A 14,403-nucleotide genomic window follows, 5' to 3' on the forward strand; every position below is an offset into this window, starting at 1 on the left:
GGCCCCGGTGGGGGAGGGGACGACCGGCCGGGCTCAGAGGCGGACGGGGTAGTCGCGCTCCTCGATCTTCGGGTCGATGGAGCCGTCCACGAAGATCCCGTACCAGATCATGAAGCACAGCACGGTCCAGATCCGGCGGCTGTTGTCCACGGTGCCCGCGCGGTGCTCGTCGAGCATCTGCAGGACGAAGGCCTTGTCGAAGATCCCGTCCGTGTCGGAGTCGGTGATCAGCTGCCGCGCCCAGTCGTACATCTCCGGGCCGGCCAGCCAGTGCCGGATCGGGACCGGGAAGCCGAGCTTGCGACGGTGCAGGACGTGCGGCGGCACGATCTGCTCCAGCGCCTTGCGCAGCGCGTACTTGGTGGTCCCGTTCGCGATCTTCTGGTCGAAGGGCAGCCCCTCGGCGACGCGGAAGACCTCCTTGTCCAGGAACGGCACGCGGAGCTCGAGGGAGTTGGCCATGGTGATCTTGTCGGCCTTGACCAGGATGTCGCCCCGCAGCCACGTGAACAGGTCCAGGTGCTGCATGCGCGCCACCGGATCCATCCCGACGCTCTGCGCGTAGATCGGGGCGGTGACGTCGGTGTGCGTCCACTCCGGACGGTAGTCCCGCAGCACCCGGCGCAGGCGCTCGTCGTCGAAGCTGCGGGCGTTGCCGTAGTAGCGCTCCTCCAGGGTCAACGAGCCGCGGTGCAGCAGGCTCTTGCCGCGGGTGCCCTCGGGGATCCGATCGGAGAGCTTGCCCGCCAGCGCGCGGAGGGCGCCGGGCAGCCGGTCGAACGCGCGGAGCGAGATCGGCTCCTTATAGATGGTATAGCCGCCGAACAGCTCGTCGGCGCCCTCGCCGGAGAGCACCACCTTGACGTGCTTGCGGGCCTCGGCCGCCACGAAGTAGAGCGGCACCAGCGCCGGGTCGGCCACTGGATCGTCGAGGTACCAGATGATCTTCGGCAGCGCCTCGATGAACTCGGCGGGGCTCACCACCTTCACCACGTGCTTGGCGCCGATGGCCTCGGCGGACTCGACGGCGACGTCGATCTCCGAGTAGCCGTCGCGTTCGAAACCGGTGGTGAACGTGATCAGGTCCGGGTTGTGCTGGATGGCCAGCGCGGCGATCGCGGTGGAGTCGATGCCGCCGGAGAGGAAGGATCCGACGGTCACGTCCGCGCGCATGTGCTTGGCCACCGAGTCGCGCAGCGCGTCGGCGATCTCGTCGTAGCGGGCCTGCTCGGCGTCGTGCGCGAAGGGCCGGAGGGTGAAGCGCGGCGTGAAGTACCGCTTGACGGCGGGCTTCTCGCCGGGGGCGAAGACGGCGTAGGTGCCGGACTCCAGGCGGCGGACGTCGGTGTGCAGCGACTCCGGCTCCGGGACGTACTGCAGCGCCGTGTAGTGCTCGATGGCGCGCGGATCCAGATCCCGGCCCAGCTGCAGGGCATCGAGCAGCTCCAGCAGGCTCTTCTTCTCGCTGCCGAACGCGGTGCCGCCGGGACCGGTCGCGAGGTACATCGGCTTGATGCCGAACGGGTCGCGCGCGATGAACAGCGACTTCTCCACCGTGTCCCACACGGCGAACGCGAACATGCCGCGCAGCTTGGTCAGGACCTCCGGGCCCCAGTGGTGGAAGCCGACGACGATCGGCTCACCGTCGCCGCCGGTGTTGAACTCCGCACCGAAGGTCTCCTCCAGTTCGGCGCGCAGCTCCACGTAGTTGTAGATCTCGCCGTTGAAGGCGAGGGCGTAGCGCTCCGGCTGCTCGGGAGGTCCCCACAGCAGCGGCTGCGGCGAGTGCTCGATGTCGATGATCGAGAGCCGGTTGAAGCCGAGAACCAGGTCGTCGTCGTGCCACGTGAGGGCATCGTCCGGACCGCGGTGCCGCATGCAGTGGGAGGCTTCGGCCACCAGGTCGACGATCGACGACGCCGAACCGTCGCCGGTGAGCATTCCGAGCAAACCGCACACGTCGGGATCCCCTTTGCCAAGTCATGGTCCGCGGGACCGGTGGTCCGCGGGACGTCAGGAAGGCCCTGCGCCGGTCACCTACTATGCCGTAGCGGACGCATCCGGGGCGAACCCGGCGCAGGCGATCGGTGGTCGGACCGCCGTCTTCTCCCAGTTCGGCGCCGATCCGGACGCGGGGGAGAGCCCCAATCGAGACCAGTTCGCCGCGTTGGTCTACGCTGCGTAGTACATGGTGCGAGAATGACCCTCAGCGAGTGCTGCTCGCGACGGCGAGATCTCGTGCAAGATCAGCTCCCTGTCAGCAGGAAGGCGTGAAATTGACTCACGGTGGACGTTCGTCGGCCCGGCGTATCTCGGGTACGTCGCGCACGGTGAAGCGACTGAGTGCGCTGGGCGCCCTGGCGCTCGTTGCGGTGGTCACCTCCGGTTGCTCCCCGTCGGAAGCGGTGCGCTTCGGGTGGCCCGAAGGTGTGACCCCGCAGGCGACGGAGATGCGGCACCTGTGGCAGTGGGCGTGTATCGCCGCGCTGATCATGGGTGTCTTCGTGTGGGGCCTGATCTTCTGGGCGATCACCTTCCATCGCCGCAAGGACAACAAGAACGAGTCCGGCCCGGTGGACCCCGATGAGGAGTTCCCGCGCCAGACCGGTTACAACGTGCCGCTGGAGCTGGCCTACACGGCCATGCCGTTCGTCATGATCGCGGTGCTCTTCTACTTCACCGTCATCGTGCAGACCAACGTGGACAACAAGGAGCCGAACCCGCCGGTCGTCGTGGACGTGACCGCGTTCCAGTGGAACTGGAAGTTCGGCTACAACACCGTGCAGCTCGCCGACGGCACCCAGATCGTCAAGGCCGAGGACGCCAAGAAGGGCAGCCCGTTCGACCTGCAGGCCTCGCGCGGCACCTACGAGCACGACGGTCACGAGAAGGAGCTCCCTGGTCCGGCCGGCGGCCGCGACCAGGAGGTCCGCGACTACCTCGTCTTCGACAAGATCGAGACCCTGGGCACCTCCTCGGAGATCCCGATCCTGGTCCTGCCGACCGACACCCGGATCCAGTTCGATCTGGCCTCGGCCGACGTGATCCACTCGTTCTGGGTTCCGGAGTTCCTCTACAAGCGGGACGTCATGCCGTTCCCGAAGCAGAACCACCAGGATCCGAGCTTCCAGATCGAGAAGATCGAGCGCGAGGGCGCCTTCGTCGGTCGCTGCGCGGAGATGTGCGGCACCTACCACGCGATGATGAACTTCGAGGTCCGCGCGGTGAAGCCGGAGGTCTTCGAGTCCTACATCCGTTACCGGCAGGCGAACCCGACGAAGACCAACGCCGAGGCGCTGTCCGCCGTCTGCCAGCAGCCGCAGTCGGTCACGACCGTTCCGTTCGAGACCCGTCGTGTCGCCGACACCGACGTGCCGGAGGACCTGGGCGACGCTCGCAACACGACGCTCCCGAACTGCTCGCTTCCCAAGGCTGAGGAGAACTGACCGCAATGAAGATCGAAGCCCGCATCTTTGAGGCCATCGCCGCTTTCTTCCTCATCATGATGATCGTGTACGCGGTCGCGACCGGCTTCTACCGCACGGGTGTGGAGTGGGCGGGCGTCATGGGCCTGACCTTCTCGGCCTGTCTCGCGCTCCTGGCCGGCACGTACTTCCGGTTCGTCGCCCGGCGCGTGGAGATCCGTCCCGAGGACTACGACGACGCCGAGGTGGAGGACGGAGCCGGTGAACTCGGCTTCTTCAGCCCGCACAGCTGGTGGCCGATCATGGTCGCGATCGGTGCTTCGCTGTTCGCCATCGGCTTCGCCACCGGCAACCTCTGGTTCGCGATCGGTTGCGCCGTGCTGATCGTCGCCTCGGCCACCGGCCTGGTGATGGAGTACTACGTCGGCCCGGAGAAGCACTGATCTCTCTCGCCCGCTGACACCGACATTCGACCGCGCCCGGACATCCGGGCGCGGTCGAATTGCATCCTCGGCTCCCCGAACCGATCCACGGACGACGGCGCTCCTCGCGATCCCCGAGTTCACGATCCCCGAGTCGGGGCGGAAACGCGGTGACGAGTCGAGTCGGTTCTCACGACGAGCGGATCTCGGAGTCCCCTTCGGCGAGGTCCTTCGACGCGCAGGCTCGCTGCGCTCGCGGGCGGCTCCGGGACCGGGGGCCGACCAGAGCCGAAACGGGAAGGCAGAACCGAAACGGGGGAACCGGAGACGGGGAGAGATGCGGAGAGGCCTGCGGATACGCGAAAGCGCCGGAGACGGAGAAGGGTCCGGTACTCCGTCTCCGGCGCTTCGCTGAGCCATCCGGAGGTCAGGGGACGGCCATGACCTCGCGGGAGGCAGACAGGGAGACGACCGTCCGGAGATCCGCGGAGAGGATCTCCGGCGGTGTCTTCCTGCCTGTCATCAAGTATGGAGCCTCTCGGCGTCGTCGAGTGTTCAGGATGCTGGACTCCTACCGGCTTTCTCCTCGGGCCTCGGTCTCCTCGGACCTCAGTCTCCTCAGTTTCTGTGCGGCCGGCCTTCCGCCTGCCCGGCGTTCTCCCGCCGATCGGTGATTCCGGCCCGCCACGGGCGTTCCTCGCGGGTGCGCGGGGGTCGTGGGTTCACAGTGGGGACGTCGGTTCTCGCGCCGAGCCGAGTGCACCGGGCGAGTCGGAGCGCACCGGGGTGAGTCGCACGGGCGTCGACGTCGGGTGCGGAGCGGATGCCGGGGAAGGTGGATGCCGGGGACGACAGGGGCCGGGGACGACAGAAGCGCCGCGAGGATGGAGAGGGTCCGGTTCTCCACCTCGCGGCGCTTCGGTTCGGCTTCCGGACGGACGAAACGGTCCGTGTTCTCCGGGAGCGGTTCAGCAACTCGTGAGGGTTCCGGTGCCGGGCCCCGGGGGACGGGCCGGACGTCGGTCCTTCGTGCTGACACTCATCATCCTGCCCGCTCCGAGGGGCCGTGGCTGTTCAACCTCTTGGACGATCGTCGGTCTCGGTGAACACCGGGCGGGCGACCCCGAAGAGGGCCTTCCGAAGAGCGCGGGTGGGGGAGAGAACCCTCCGGAGAGAACGATGCCTCGCGGGAAGGGGGTCTTGCGAAGAGGAGGTCCTGCGAAGACGACAAAAGCGCCGAAGGGGTGGGGAAGGGTCCGGTTCTCCACCCCCCGGCGCTTTCGTCTCGCCACCGGTTCGAGCGGAGGGAATCCGTCGTCGCCGGGAGCGATTCAGCAACATCGGAAAGAACCGGTACGGACCCCGGGGGACGGGCCCGCCGTGCTCTTCCTTGTTGCTGAAACAAGTATGTCGCCCATTCCGGCGGGTGGATGTTCAAGGTTCCGGACATGTTCTACCCGCCCTGTTCAGGAAGCCGGACAGTCGCGGGGGAGGGCGGTGATCGGCTCCGTTTTCTCGCTCCCGGGAGACGGCCGTCACGGCGGATTCTCTCGAGATCGTCGTCGGACCGGCCGGTGTCGACGGGCTCACTCCTCGTCGACGGTCGCCTCCAACACCGCCCAGCCGCCGACGACGCCGGCGCCGCGGGCCGCCATCGAAGCGATCAGCGACCGTTCGCGGGAGAGGGACTGGCCGTCCACCCGCTGCACCCGGCCCACCGCCACCGCGACGAGTCCGGCCGGCGGCGCCGGATCGGACGGCAGCGCCGGCGCCGGGACGTAGCCGTCACCGGCCAGCCGGGTCAGGAACCGCTCGGATGCGTCGTCGGGCACGAACACCAGGTGACGCAGCAGCACCTCGTCGGTCCGGGTGAACCCGGCGTCGTTCAGGAACGACGACGAGGAGGCCGCCTCGTCGTGGCATTCCACCAGGACCCGCGCCCGTCGCAGTTCCGCCGCCGCATCCCGGGGCGCCCTCCTCCTGCGCCACCGCCATCGCACCATGGTCGTGCACCCCTCTCCGGCGCCGTCGTGCGCCTCGTCGTGTCCGCCCGTGACGATACTGCGTGCCGTGTCGCCACCGACCGTTCCGGTGCACATGACAGCACGCGGGCGCCGCGGTCGGCGAACAGGTTCCGACCAGGCGATACGGAACAATTTCGGACCAATTTGGGACCCGGGTGGGCATGACTTACTACGAACCGTCATACTTGCCATGTGACTAGCGCCGTGGGTACCCCTGGAACCGCCATCACCTCGCGTGTGCATTCGCTGAACCGACCCAACATGGTCAGCGTCGGCACCATCGTGTGGTTGTCGAGCGAGTTGATGTTCTTCGCCGGCTTGTTTGCGATGTATTTCGTCGCACGAGCCAATACAACGACCGAGTGGCCGCAGCCGCCGGCGCACCTGAATCTGGCCCTGGCCATTCCGGTGACCGTCGTGCTGGTGCTCAGTTCGGTCACCTGCCAGCTCGGTGTCTTCGCCGCGGAGAAGGGCGACGTCTTCGGACTGCGCCGCTGGTACACCATCACCCTCGCGATGGGTACCTTCTTCGTCCTCGGCCAGGCCTACGAGTACTGGACCCTGGTCCAGGAGGGTGTCACCCTCTCCTCGTCGTCGTACGGCTCGGTCTTCTACATGGCGACCGGATTCCACGGACTGCACGTGATCGGCGGCCTCGTCGCCTTCGTGCTGCTCCTGATCCGCACCCGCCTGGCGAAGTTCACGCCGGCCCAGGCGACGGCCGCGATCGTGGTGTCGTACTACTGGCACTTCGTCGACATCGTCTGGATCGCCCTGTTCGCCGTCATTTACTTCGTCCAGTAGCCCCTCGGCACCCTCGCATGCCGATCAGTCCAACCGCTTAGTAGAGAGTCACCGATGAGATCATCTCCACCGAGTTCGTCACAGCCGCTGGGCGACGACGCCTCGAACGAGCGCGTCACCACCGTCGCGAAATCTGATGCGCGCCGCGCCAAGTCGCGCCGTAAGCTGCGCCGTCGTGCCGGAGCCACCGCCTTCCTGTTGTTCGGCCTCGTCGCCGCAGGCCTCCTCGCGGGTCTGCTGACGCCGAAGCCGCAGGTCGCGACCGCCGATGCCAACGCCGCCCAGCTCGTGGAGGCCGGCAAGCAGCTGTACGAGACCTCCTGTGTCACCTGCCACGGACAGAACCTCGAGGGCGTCCAGGACCGCGGTCCCACGCTCCTCGGCGTCGGTGACGCGTCCGTCTACTTCCAGGTCTCCAGCGGCCGCATGCCCGCCGCCCGCGGCGAGGCCCAGGCCGCGCGCAAGACCGAGAAGTTCTCGCAGTCCCAGATCGATCAGCTCGGCGCCTACATCCAGGCGATGGGCGGCGGTCCCCGGGTGCTGTACGAGCACGACAAGAACGGCGACATCAAGCGCAACGACGCCGGTCTGCCGGTGCTGGCCATGGGATCGCTCCAGGGCGACGACATCGGCCGCGGCAGCGAGCTGTTCCGCCTGAACTGCGCCTCGTGCCACAACTTCACCGGTCGGGGCGGCGCGCTGTCGAGCGGCAAGTACGCGCCGACCCTGTCCGGAGTCAACGAGCAGCAGCTGTACACCGCGATGCTCACCGGACCGCAGAACATGCCCAAGTTCTCCAACCGCCAGCTGTCGGTCGAGGACAAGAAGGACATCATCGGCTTCATCCGGTACGTCGACTCGGCCAACACCTCCGGCGGTAACGGCCTCGGCGGATTCGGTCCGGCCTCCGAAGGCATCGTCATGTGGTTTGTCGGAGTGACGGCGATCGTCGCCGGTGCGATGTGGATTGGATCACGAAATTGAGCGCAACGAGTAAAGACGTCCCCTCGGACGACCAGCTCGACGCAATGTCACGCGACGAGCTCGTCAAGCTGGGTACCAACCTGGACGACGTCGACATCATCTACCGGGAGCCCCGCTTCCCAGTCGAGGGCACCAAGGCGGAGAAGCGCGCCGAGCGCATCGTCGCACTCTGGTTCGTCCTCTCGGGTCTGTTCGCCCTGGCCGGTTTCGCACTCTTCGTGTGGAACCACTGGGAGTTCGCCATGCCCGACGAAGAGGGCTACTGGGCGTACACGTTCTACACCCCGCTCCTCGGCGTCACCTTCGGCCTGGCGATCCTGTTCTTCGGCTTCGGCGTCATCCAGATCACCAAGCGGTTCATCCCGCAGGAGATCTCGGTCCAGCAGCGGCACGACGGCCCGTCGGAGAAGGTCGACCAGAAGACCATCGTCGCCGAGCTCGCCGACTCGCTGGAGACCTCGACGCTCCCGCGCCGCAAGATGATCCTCGGTTCGGCCGCGTTCGGCCTCGGTTCGCTGGCCCTGGCCGGCGGCGTCGCCGCGATCGGCGGCTTCGTCAAGAACCCGTGGGGCGATCCCAAGGACGATCTGTGGCAGAGCGGCTGGTCGCCGATCCACAACGCGACCCCGAACGAGACCGTCTTCCTGCGTCGTGACACCGGCAACCCGTACCAGGTGGCCCTGGTCCGCCCGGAGGATCTCGACGCCGGCGGCATGGAGACCGTGTTCCCGTGGCGCGTCTCGGACGGCTACGGCGAGACCGAGGAGTCCCGTCACGCGCTGCTGAAGAGCCTGCGTTCGGTCCGCAACCCGGTCATGCTCATCCGCCTCCGCCCGGCCGACTCCGCGCGGGTCGTCAAGCGGAAGGGCCAGGAGAGCTTCAACTACGGCGATTACTACGCCTACACCAAGGTCTGCAGCCACCTCGGTTGCCCGACCTCCCTCTACGAGCAGCAGACCCAGCGGATTCTCTGCCCGTGCCACCAGTCGCAGTTCGACGCGCTGCAGTACGGCAAGGCCGTCTTCGGTCCGGCCGCCCGCGCCCTGGCTCAGCTGCCGATCACGGTGAACAATCAGGGGTACATGGTCGCCCAGGGCGACTTCATCGAGCCCGTCGGCCCGGCATTCTGGGAGCGTAAGTCATGACAGTCGCTGACCGCCTTGCTACGCAAGCCGAAGAGGCGGACGTCCGGTACCGGATGGCCGCAGGCATGCGCCGCCAGATCAACAAGGTCTTCCCGACCCACTGGTCGTTCCTCCTCGGCGAGCTCGCCCTCTACAGCTTCGTCATCCTGTTGCTGTCGGGCGTCTACCTGACGATGTTCTTCGATCCGTCGCTGGCGCACGTCACGTACCACGGTGCGTACGAGCCGCTCAACGGCGTCACCATGAGCCGCGCGTACGAGACCACCCTGGACATCTCGTTCGAGGTCCGCGGCGGCCTGTTCGTCCGTCAGATCCACCACTGGGCGGCGCTGCTGTTCGCGGCGTCGATCATCGTCCACATGCTGCGCATCTTCTTCACCGGTGCGTTCCGCAAGCCGCGTGAGGCCAACTGGGTGATCGGTTGCTTCCTGCTGCTGCTGGCGATGTTCGAGGGCTTCTTCGGCTACTCGCTGCCGGACGACCTCCTCTCGGGCACCGGCGTCCGCGCCGCGATGAGCGGTATCGTCCTGAGTATCCCGATGGTCGGCACCTGGGTGCAGTTCGCCCTGTTCGACGGCGACTTCCCGGGCACCATCATCATCCCGCGCCTGTACGTGCTGCACGTGCTGATCTTCCCGGCCATCATCCTGGCCCTGATCGGCGCCCACCTGGCCCTGGTCTGGTACCAGAAGCACACGCAGTTCCCCGGCCCGGGCCGCAACGAGAACAACGTCGTCGGCGTCCGCATCCTCCCGGTCTTCGCGGCCAAGGGCGGTGCGTTCTTCGCGATCACCTTCGGCGCCCTCGCCCTGATGTCGGGCATCTTCCAGATCAACGCGGTCTGGAACATCGGCCCGTACAACCCGGCGCAGGTGTCGGCGGGCTCGCAGCCCGACATCTACATGATGTGGACGGACGGCTTCGCGCGACTCATGCCGGCGTGGGAGATCTACCTGGGCAACTACACGATCCCGGCCATCTTCTGGGTGGTCGCCGTGATCGGCGTCGTCTTCACGCTGCTGTTCTCGTACCCGTGGATCGAGTCGGCGCTCACCGGCGACAAGGAGAAGCACAACCTGCTTCAGCGTCCGCGTGACACCCCGGTGCGCACCGCCGTCGGCGCGATGGCCCTGACGTTCTACGTGATCCTCACGCTGAGCTGCATGAACGACATCATCGCGCTGAAGTTCCACGTGTCGCTCAACGCGACCACGTGGATGGGCCGGATCGGTCTGATCGTGCTGCCGCCGCTGGTGTACTTCATCGCCTACCGCTGGGCGATCTCGCTGCAGCGCAGCGACCGCGAGGTCCTGGCGCACGGCATCGAGACGGGCATCATCCGTCGCGAGGCCGTCGGCGAGTACATCGAGATCCACCAGCCGCTCGGCCCGGTCGACAGCCACGGTCACCCGATCCCGCTGCCGTACGAGGGCGCCGCGCTGCCGAAGCGGATGAACAAGCTCGGCTTCGCCGGAAGCCACGGTTCCGGTTCGGCGCTCTCGCCGGACCCGGCCGAGCAGCAGGAGCTCAACACCAAGGTCGCCCACGACCAGCACGAGGCCGAGAAGGAGGCTCTCGTCGAGCTTCAGGCTCGCGGTGGCAAGGCCATCGACTAGAAGGCCATCGACTAGTCGGTCGATCGAGTACGACGACGGAGGCCGCCTCGCAGCAGCGAGGCGGCCTCCGTCGTTCGCTACGCTAGGCGGGTGACCAATCCCAGTGCTTCCTTCTCATGGCCCGCTGTTCTCGGCAAGGTGACCGACGGTCAGGATCTGAGTGCCGACGAAGCGTCGTGGGCCATGCGCGAGATCATGTCCGATTCGGCGACCGGCGCGCAGATCGCCGCCTTCGGCGTCGGAGTGAAGATGAAGGGCGCCGCCCCGACCGAACTGCGCGGTCTCGCCGAGACCATGCTCGCCTTCGCCAATCGGGTGGAGGCCTCGGTGGAGGCCGTCGACATCGTCGGCACCGGCGGCGACCGCTCGCACACCGTGAACATCTCGACGATGACGTCGATCGTCGTCGCGGCCGCCGGAGTGCCGGTGATCAAGCACGGGAACCGGGCGGCATCGTCCAAGAGCGGCGGCGCGGACGTGCTCGAGGCGCTGGGCGTGGCGATCTCCCTCGGACCCGAGGCGGTGGCCCGCTGCCTGGACGAGGCGGGGATCGGGTTCTGTTTCGCGCCGGTGTTCCATCCGGCGTTCCGGTTCACCGGCCCGCCCCGCAAGGAGATCGGGGTGCCGACGGTCTTCAACGTCCTCGGACCGTTGACCAATCCGGCGGCGCCGCCGGCCGGCCTGATCGGGTGCGCGTTCGCCGATCTGGCGCCGGTGCTGGCGCGGACCTTCGCCGACCGCGGCAACCGGGTGCTGGTGGTCCGGGGCGACGACGGGCTCGACGAACTCACGACCACGACGACCTCCACCGTCTGGCAGGTGTTCGACGGCGAGGTGCGCGAGTCGACGGTGGACCCCGCCGAACTGGGCATCGAGACGGTGGAGCTGTCCGCGCTGCAAGGCGGCGACGCCGAGGTGAACGCGCAGGCGGCGCGCGACCTGTTCGCCGGTGCGACCGGACCGGTGCGGGACGCGGTGACGCTCAACGCGGCCGCGGCGCTGGTGGCGTTCGAACAGGACCGTCTCTACACGACGCCGGAACTCGCCGAGCGGCTCCGGGACGCGATGACCCGGGTGGGCGAGGTGCTCGACTCCGGGGCCGCGGCGGCCAAGCTCGCCCAGTGGGCGGAGCTGAGCACGACGCTCGCGGACTGATCCGCGGGCGGCGACCTTCTCAGAGCCCCGGGGTCACTCCTCGCCGATGGAGAAGCCGCCGTCGACCTCGGCGCTGGCGTAGCTGCGGAACGCGATGTGCGTGGCACTGTGGCGCACGCCCGGGAGCCGATTGATCCGTCCGGTGACGACGTCGGCGATCTCCTCGTGATCGCGCACCCGGATCTTGGCGATCAGATCGACGTCGCCGGCGCACGAATACACCTCGGTGACGCCGGGGACGTCGGCGACGGCCTGGGCGGTCTCCGGGATCTGGTGGACGTCGGCTCCGATGAGGACGATGGCGGTGATCATGCTCCGAGCCTAAACGAGCGCGCCTCGGTCGTGGAGTGCTCACGGGCCTCGCGGGCCTCCCGGGCGGTCCGGCTGAAGTCGAGACGACGTTGCGCCGAACCGGCGGGGGAGGCCAGTGCACCGTCGATGGACACCAGGCGGGTCCCGGGCTCGTCGATCCAGCGCGCGATGAGCGCGACCTCCTCGGCCGGTGCGCCGCGGAGCGGCCCGGCGGCCTCGTCCGGCGGGAGAACGGTGCGCGCCCCGGCGACCACCGCGTCGACGACCGGCATCGGTGCGGCTCCGCGGGGCGAGCGACCGGCGCCGGCGAGTCGGCCGTGACGGATCACGGAGAACTCCCATCCGCCGTCGGCGGCCGGACGAGCGAGGACCAGCTCGGGCACGCAGGCGAGGGCGGAGAGCCGCTGGCAGCGCGCGAGCGCCTCGATGGTGGCGGCCAGACGGTCGCGTGCCCGCGCGGCGGACTCGAAGCGGCGTGTCGCGGCCAACTGCTCCAGCCGGGCGCTCAGGCGGTCGAGCAGGGCGTCGTCGTGCCCGACGATCAGGTCGTGGGCGGCCTGGACGCGGGGAAGGTAGTCGGGGAGGGTCTGCGGCCGTTCGGAGGCCGCCCGGCACAGTCCGGGTACCGCGGCGACGAGCGGATCGGGGAGCGTGGTGGCCGACGCGGGGCCCGCACAGAAGTGGTGGTCGGCGGTCGCCGTCGACCGGGTGCAGGTGCGCAGCCCGGCGGCGCCGGCGATCACGTCGGCGATCTCGGCGGCCTCGCCCCGCCCGGAGATCGGTCCGAGGCTCACCGGTCCGGGGGTCCGGGACACCTTGAGGCGGGGGAAGCGTTCGGCGGTGAGCACGACCCACCACCCCTTCTGCGGATTACGGGACCGCCGGTTGAACGACGGCTTGTGCGTGGCGAGCAGCGTCAGTTCGCGGACCCCGGCCTCCAGCCCGTGGGCGCATTCGACGTGGTCGACCCGCCGGGCCAGATTCACCATCTCGGCGATCCGCGGCCGCGGATCGCCGCCGGAGAAGTAACCGCCGACACGGCGGGCGAGGTCGACGGCCGTCCCGACGTACAGGACCTCGTCTCCCGGACCGCGGAACAGGTACACGCCGGGCTTGTGCGGGAGGTCCGCGGCGAGTGCGCGTTTGGCCCGGACCGCGGGGGAGGCGCGCGGGAGGTACCGGGTCAGGTCCCGGTAGGTGCGGACCCCCTGGTTCCCGACCCGCTCGAGGAGACGGTGGAAGACGTCGACGGTGGCGCGGGCGTCGTCGAGCGCACGGTGGGTGGGTTTGACCGAGACCTCGAACAGCTCGGCGAGGGCGCTGAGCTTGACGCTGGGTGCCTCCTGACGGCTGAGGACGCGGCGCGCCAGCACCACGGTGCACAGGGACGCCGGAAACGGCCAGTCGAGCTGTCGGCGGGCCGCCGCGCGTTTGAGGAAGCCGACGTCGAACCGGGCGTTGTGGGCGACGAGGATCGCGCCGGCGGCGAACTCGAAGAAGGCGGGCAGCACCTCGTCGATGCGCGGGGCGTCGTGCACCATCGCCGTGGTGATGCCGGTGAGCGTGACGATCTGCGGCGGGATGGGCCGTCCCGGGTCGACGAGGGTGGCGAACTCGCCCAGCACCCGGCCGCCGCGGATCTTGACGGCGCCGATCTCGGTGATCGCGTCGCGTTCGGCACTGCCGCCGGTGGTCTCCAGGTCGACGACCACCAGGGTGGTGTCGAACAGGGCGGCGGTGGCGAACTCCTCGTCGTCGGGCAGGTCGGCGAAACTCAACTGCGACATGCTGCGCAGACTAGCGCGAGCCTCCGACAGACCCGGCCGGGCCCGTCTGCTGCGGAATCACCCTCGATCCAGGGTCGAGTGTTGCCCTGTGAGCGCCGACGATCGACCACTGAAAACAGTGATGTATCGAATCGAGGTCAAAATGAGAGATAGATCACAATCCAGCCCGGCGACGTCGTCTTCGCCGCGGGGAATCGGGCGTGCTACGTGCGCCTCGCGCCGCTTCTCTTCATCCCCGCCACCAGGGACTTCGGTCCCTGGTGCGGCGATCGCGCCCGCGGTCGCGACCGCATCCGAGGCCCGGATGTGTCAGTTGCCACAGCATGGGCCGCATCTCCGGTGCGAATGCTCAAGGGAACCGGTGTCGATGCAGGTCACAGCGGTACGACGGGCGCCGGAGGCGTGCATCTGTGCGCGAAGAGACGACGGAGCCTTCGCGTGCCCGACGACGACGCCGGTGGACATTCGGCGGAAAGGTTTCGTAATCTTTTCGAGACCTTCCCAGACGGGACTGCCACCAGGGGGTTTCGGGAGGGTCACCGCCTAATCGCAAACCTGCACAGGGGCGCGTATCGGGGACCCACTTCTTCCGGGTCGCGGCGAGGGACGTAAGGTCCTGTCCACCGCGAGTCGGATCGGGGTGAATCGCGGGAGACCGCGTAGGGCCATCTCTTCCGGCCCGAACCCGACAGCTAACCCGGTCGGCGGTCAGGGAGAAACAACAAGGAG

The 14,403-nt window shown here is 68.2% G+C and carries 11 protein-coding genes and 1 riboswitch; of the genes, 7 read left to right on the top strand and 4 right to left on the bottom strand.

Annotated elements, in window-relative coordinates; all coding sequences use genetic code 11:
* Positions 1 to 33 precede the first annotated feature (33 nt).
* Entirely contained in the window at positions 34 to 1,959 is a 1,926-nt protein-coding gene (asnB, locus tag QM809_RS11305) for an asparagine synthase (glutamine-hydrolyzing) (RefSeq protein ID WP_415045891.1), read from the bottom strand.
* A gap of 311 nt (positions 1,960 to 2,270) precedes the next feature.
* On the opposite strand from asnB, the gene QM809_RS11310 reads away from it, so the two are divergent.
* A complete protein-coding gene (locus QM809_RS11310; RefSeq protein WP_415045892.1) occupies positions 2,271 to 3,446 on the top strand; it encodes a cytochrome c oxidase subunit II in 1,176 nt (391 codons plus the stop codon).
* Between the two features lie 5 nt (positions 3,447 to 3,451).
* Positions 3,452 to 3,868 (top strand): cytochrome c oxidase subunit 4, encoded by a 417-nt coding sequence (locus tag QM809_RS11315; RefSeq protein WP_415045893.1) that lies wholly within the window; start codon positions 3,452 to 3,454, stop codon positions 3,866 to 3,868.
* Positions 3,869 to 5,433: 1,565 nt separating this feature from the next.
* Here the strand turns inward: QM809_RS11315 and QM809_RS11320 are convergent.
* Positions 5,434 to 5,850 (bottom strand): hypothetical protein, encoded by a 417-nt coding sequence (locus QM809_RS11320; protein ID WP_415045894.1) that lies wholly within the window; start codon positions 5,848 to 5,850, stop codon positions 5,434 to 5,436.
* Positions 5,851 to 6,063: 213 nt separating this feature from the next.
* Between QM809_RS11320 and QM809_RS11325 the strand changes: the two genes are divergently transcribed.
* The 5 genes from QM809_RS11325 (at position 6,064) to trpD (ending at position 11,575) form a co-directional block, all read left to right on the top strand.
* Positions 6,064 to 6,675: a cytochrome c oxidase subunit 3 gene (locus tag QM809_RS11325; RefSeq protein WP_415045895.1), complete on the top strand. Its 612-nt coding sequence runs from the start codon at positions 6,064 to 6,066 to the stop codon at positions 6,673 to 6,675.
* Positions 6,676 to 6,729: 54 nt separating this feature from the next.
* Positions 6,730 to 7,659, top strand: a complete 930-nt coding sequence (locus QM809_RS11330; protein ID WP_415045896.1) for a c-type cytochrome — start codon at positions 6,730 to 6,732, stop codon at positions 7,657 to 7,659.
* On the top strand, positions 7,656 to 8,804 hold the full coding sequence (locus tag QM809_RS11335) for a ubiquinol-cytochrome c reductase iron-sulfur subunit (RefSeq protein ID WP_415045897.1): 1,149 nt from the start codon (positions 7,656 to 7,658) through the stop codon (positions 8,802 to 8,804). Before QM809_RS11330 ends, QM809_RS11335 begins: the two co-directional genes overlap by 4 nt.
* Positions 8,801 to 10,420, top strand: coding sequence for a cytochrome b (locus QM809_RS11340; RefSeq protein ID WP_415045898.1), 1,620 nt, complete (start codon positions 8,801 to 8,803; stop codon positions 10,418 to 10,420). The genes QM809_RS11335 and QM809_RS11340 overlap by 4 nt, the downstream gene beginning before the upstream one ends.
* Before the next feature lie 90 nt (positions 10,421 to 10,510).
* Positions 10,511 to 11,575 (top strand): anthranilate phosphoribosyltransferase, encoded by a 1,065-nt coding sequence (gene trpD / locus QM809_RS11345; protein ID WP_415045899.1) that lies wholly within the window; start codon positions 10,511 to 10,513, stop codon positions 11,573 to 11,575.
* 33 nt (positions 11,576 to 11,608) lie between these two features.
* Here trpD and QM809_RS11350 read toward each other — a convergent pair whose 3' ends face one another.
* Together QM809_RS11350 and QM809_RS11355 are read right to left on the bottom strand one after the other, a co-directional pair.
* Positions 11,609 to 11,887 (bottom strand): Lrp/AsnC family transcriptional regulator, encoded by a 279-nt coding sequence (locus QM809_RS11350; protein WP_415045900.1) that lies wholly within the window; start codon positions 11,885 to 11,887, stop codon positions 11,609 to 11,611.
* Positions 11,884 to 13,674, bottom strand: a complete 1,791-nt coding sequence (locus QM809_RS11355; protein ID WP_415045901.1) for a DEDD exonuclease domain-containing protein — start codon at positions 13,672 to 13,674, stop codon at positions 11,884 to 11,886. Before QM809_RS11355 ends, QM809_RS11350 begins: the two co-directional genes overlap by 4 nt.
* Before the next feature lie 530 nt (positions 13,675 to 14,204).
* A riboswitch (cyclic di-AMP (ydaO/yuaA leader) is annotated at positions 14,205 to 14,395 on the top strand.
* Positions 14,396 to 14,403: the final 8 nt, after the last annotated feature.

Source organism: Gordonia sp. (in: high G+C Gram-positive bacteria) (assembly GCF_047600385.1).
In the GTDB taxonomy this organism is placed as follows: Bacteria; Actinomycetota; Actinomycetes; order Mycobacteriales; family Mycobacteriaceae; genus Gordonia.

Bases quoted from the DNA above. Each gene is read 5' to 3' on its own strand.
- QM809_RS11355 (WP_415045901.1), bottom strand. From the start codon at position 13,674: ATGTCGCAGTTGAGTTTCGCCGACCTGCCCGACGACGAGGAGTTCGCC.
- QM809_RS11330 (WP_415045896.1), top strand. From the start codon at position 6,730: ATGAGATCATCTCCACCGAGTTCGTCACAGCCGCTGGGCGACGACGCC.
- QM809_RS11320 (WP_415045894.1), bottom strand. From the start codon at position 5,850: ATGGTGCGATGGCGGTGGCGCAGGAGGAGGGCGCCCCGGGATGCGGCG.
- QM809_RS11340 (WP_415045898.1), top strand. From the start codon at position 8,801: ATGACAGTCGCTGACCGCCTTGCTACGCAAGCCGAAGAGGCGGACGTC.
- QM809_RS11350 (WP_415045900.1), bottom strand. From the start codon at position 11,887: ATGATCACCGCCATCGTCCTCATCGGAGCCGACGTCCACCAGATCCCG.
- QM809_RS11315 (WP_415045893.1), top strand. From the start codon at position 3,452: ATGAAGATCGAAGCCCGCATCTTTGAGGCCATCGCCGCTTTCTTCCTC.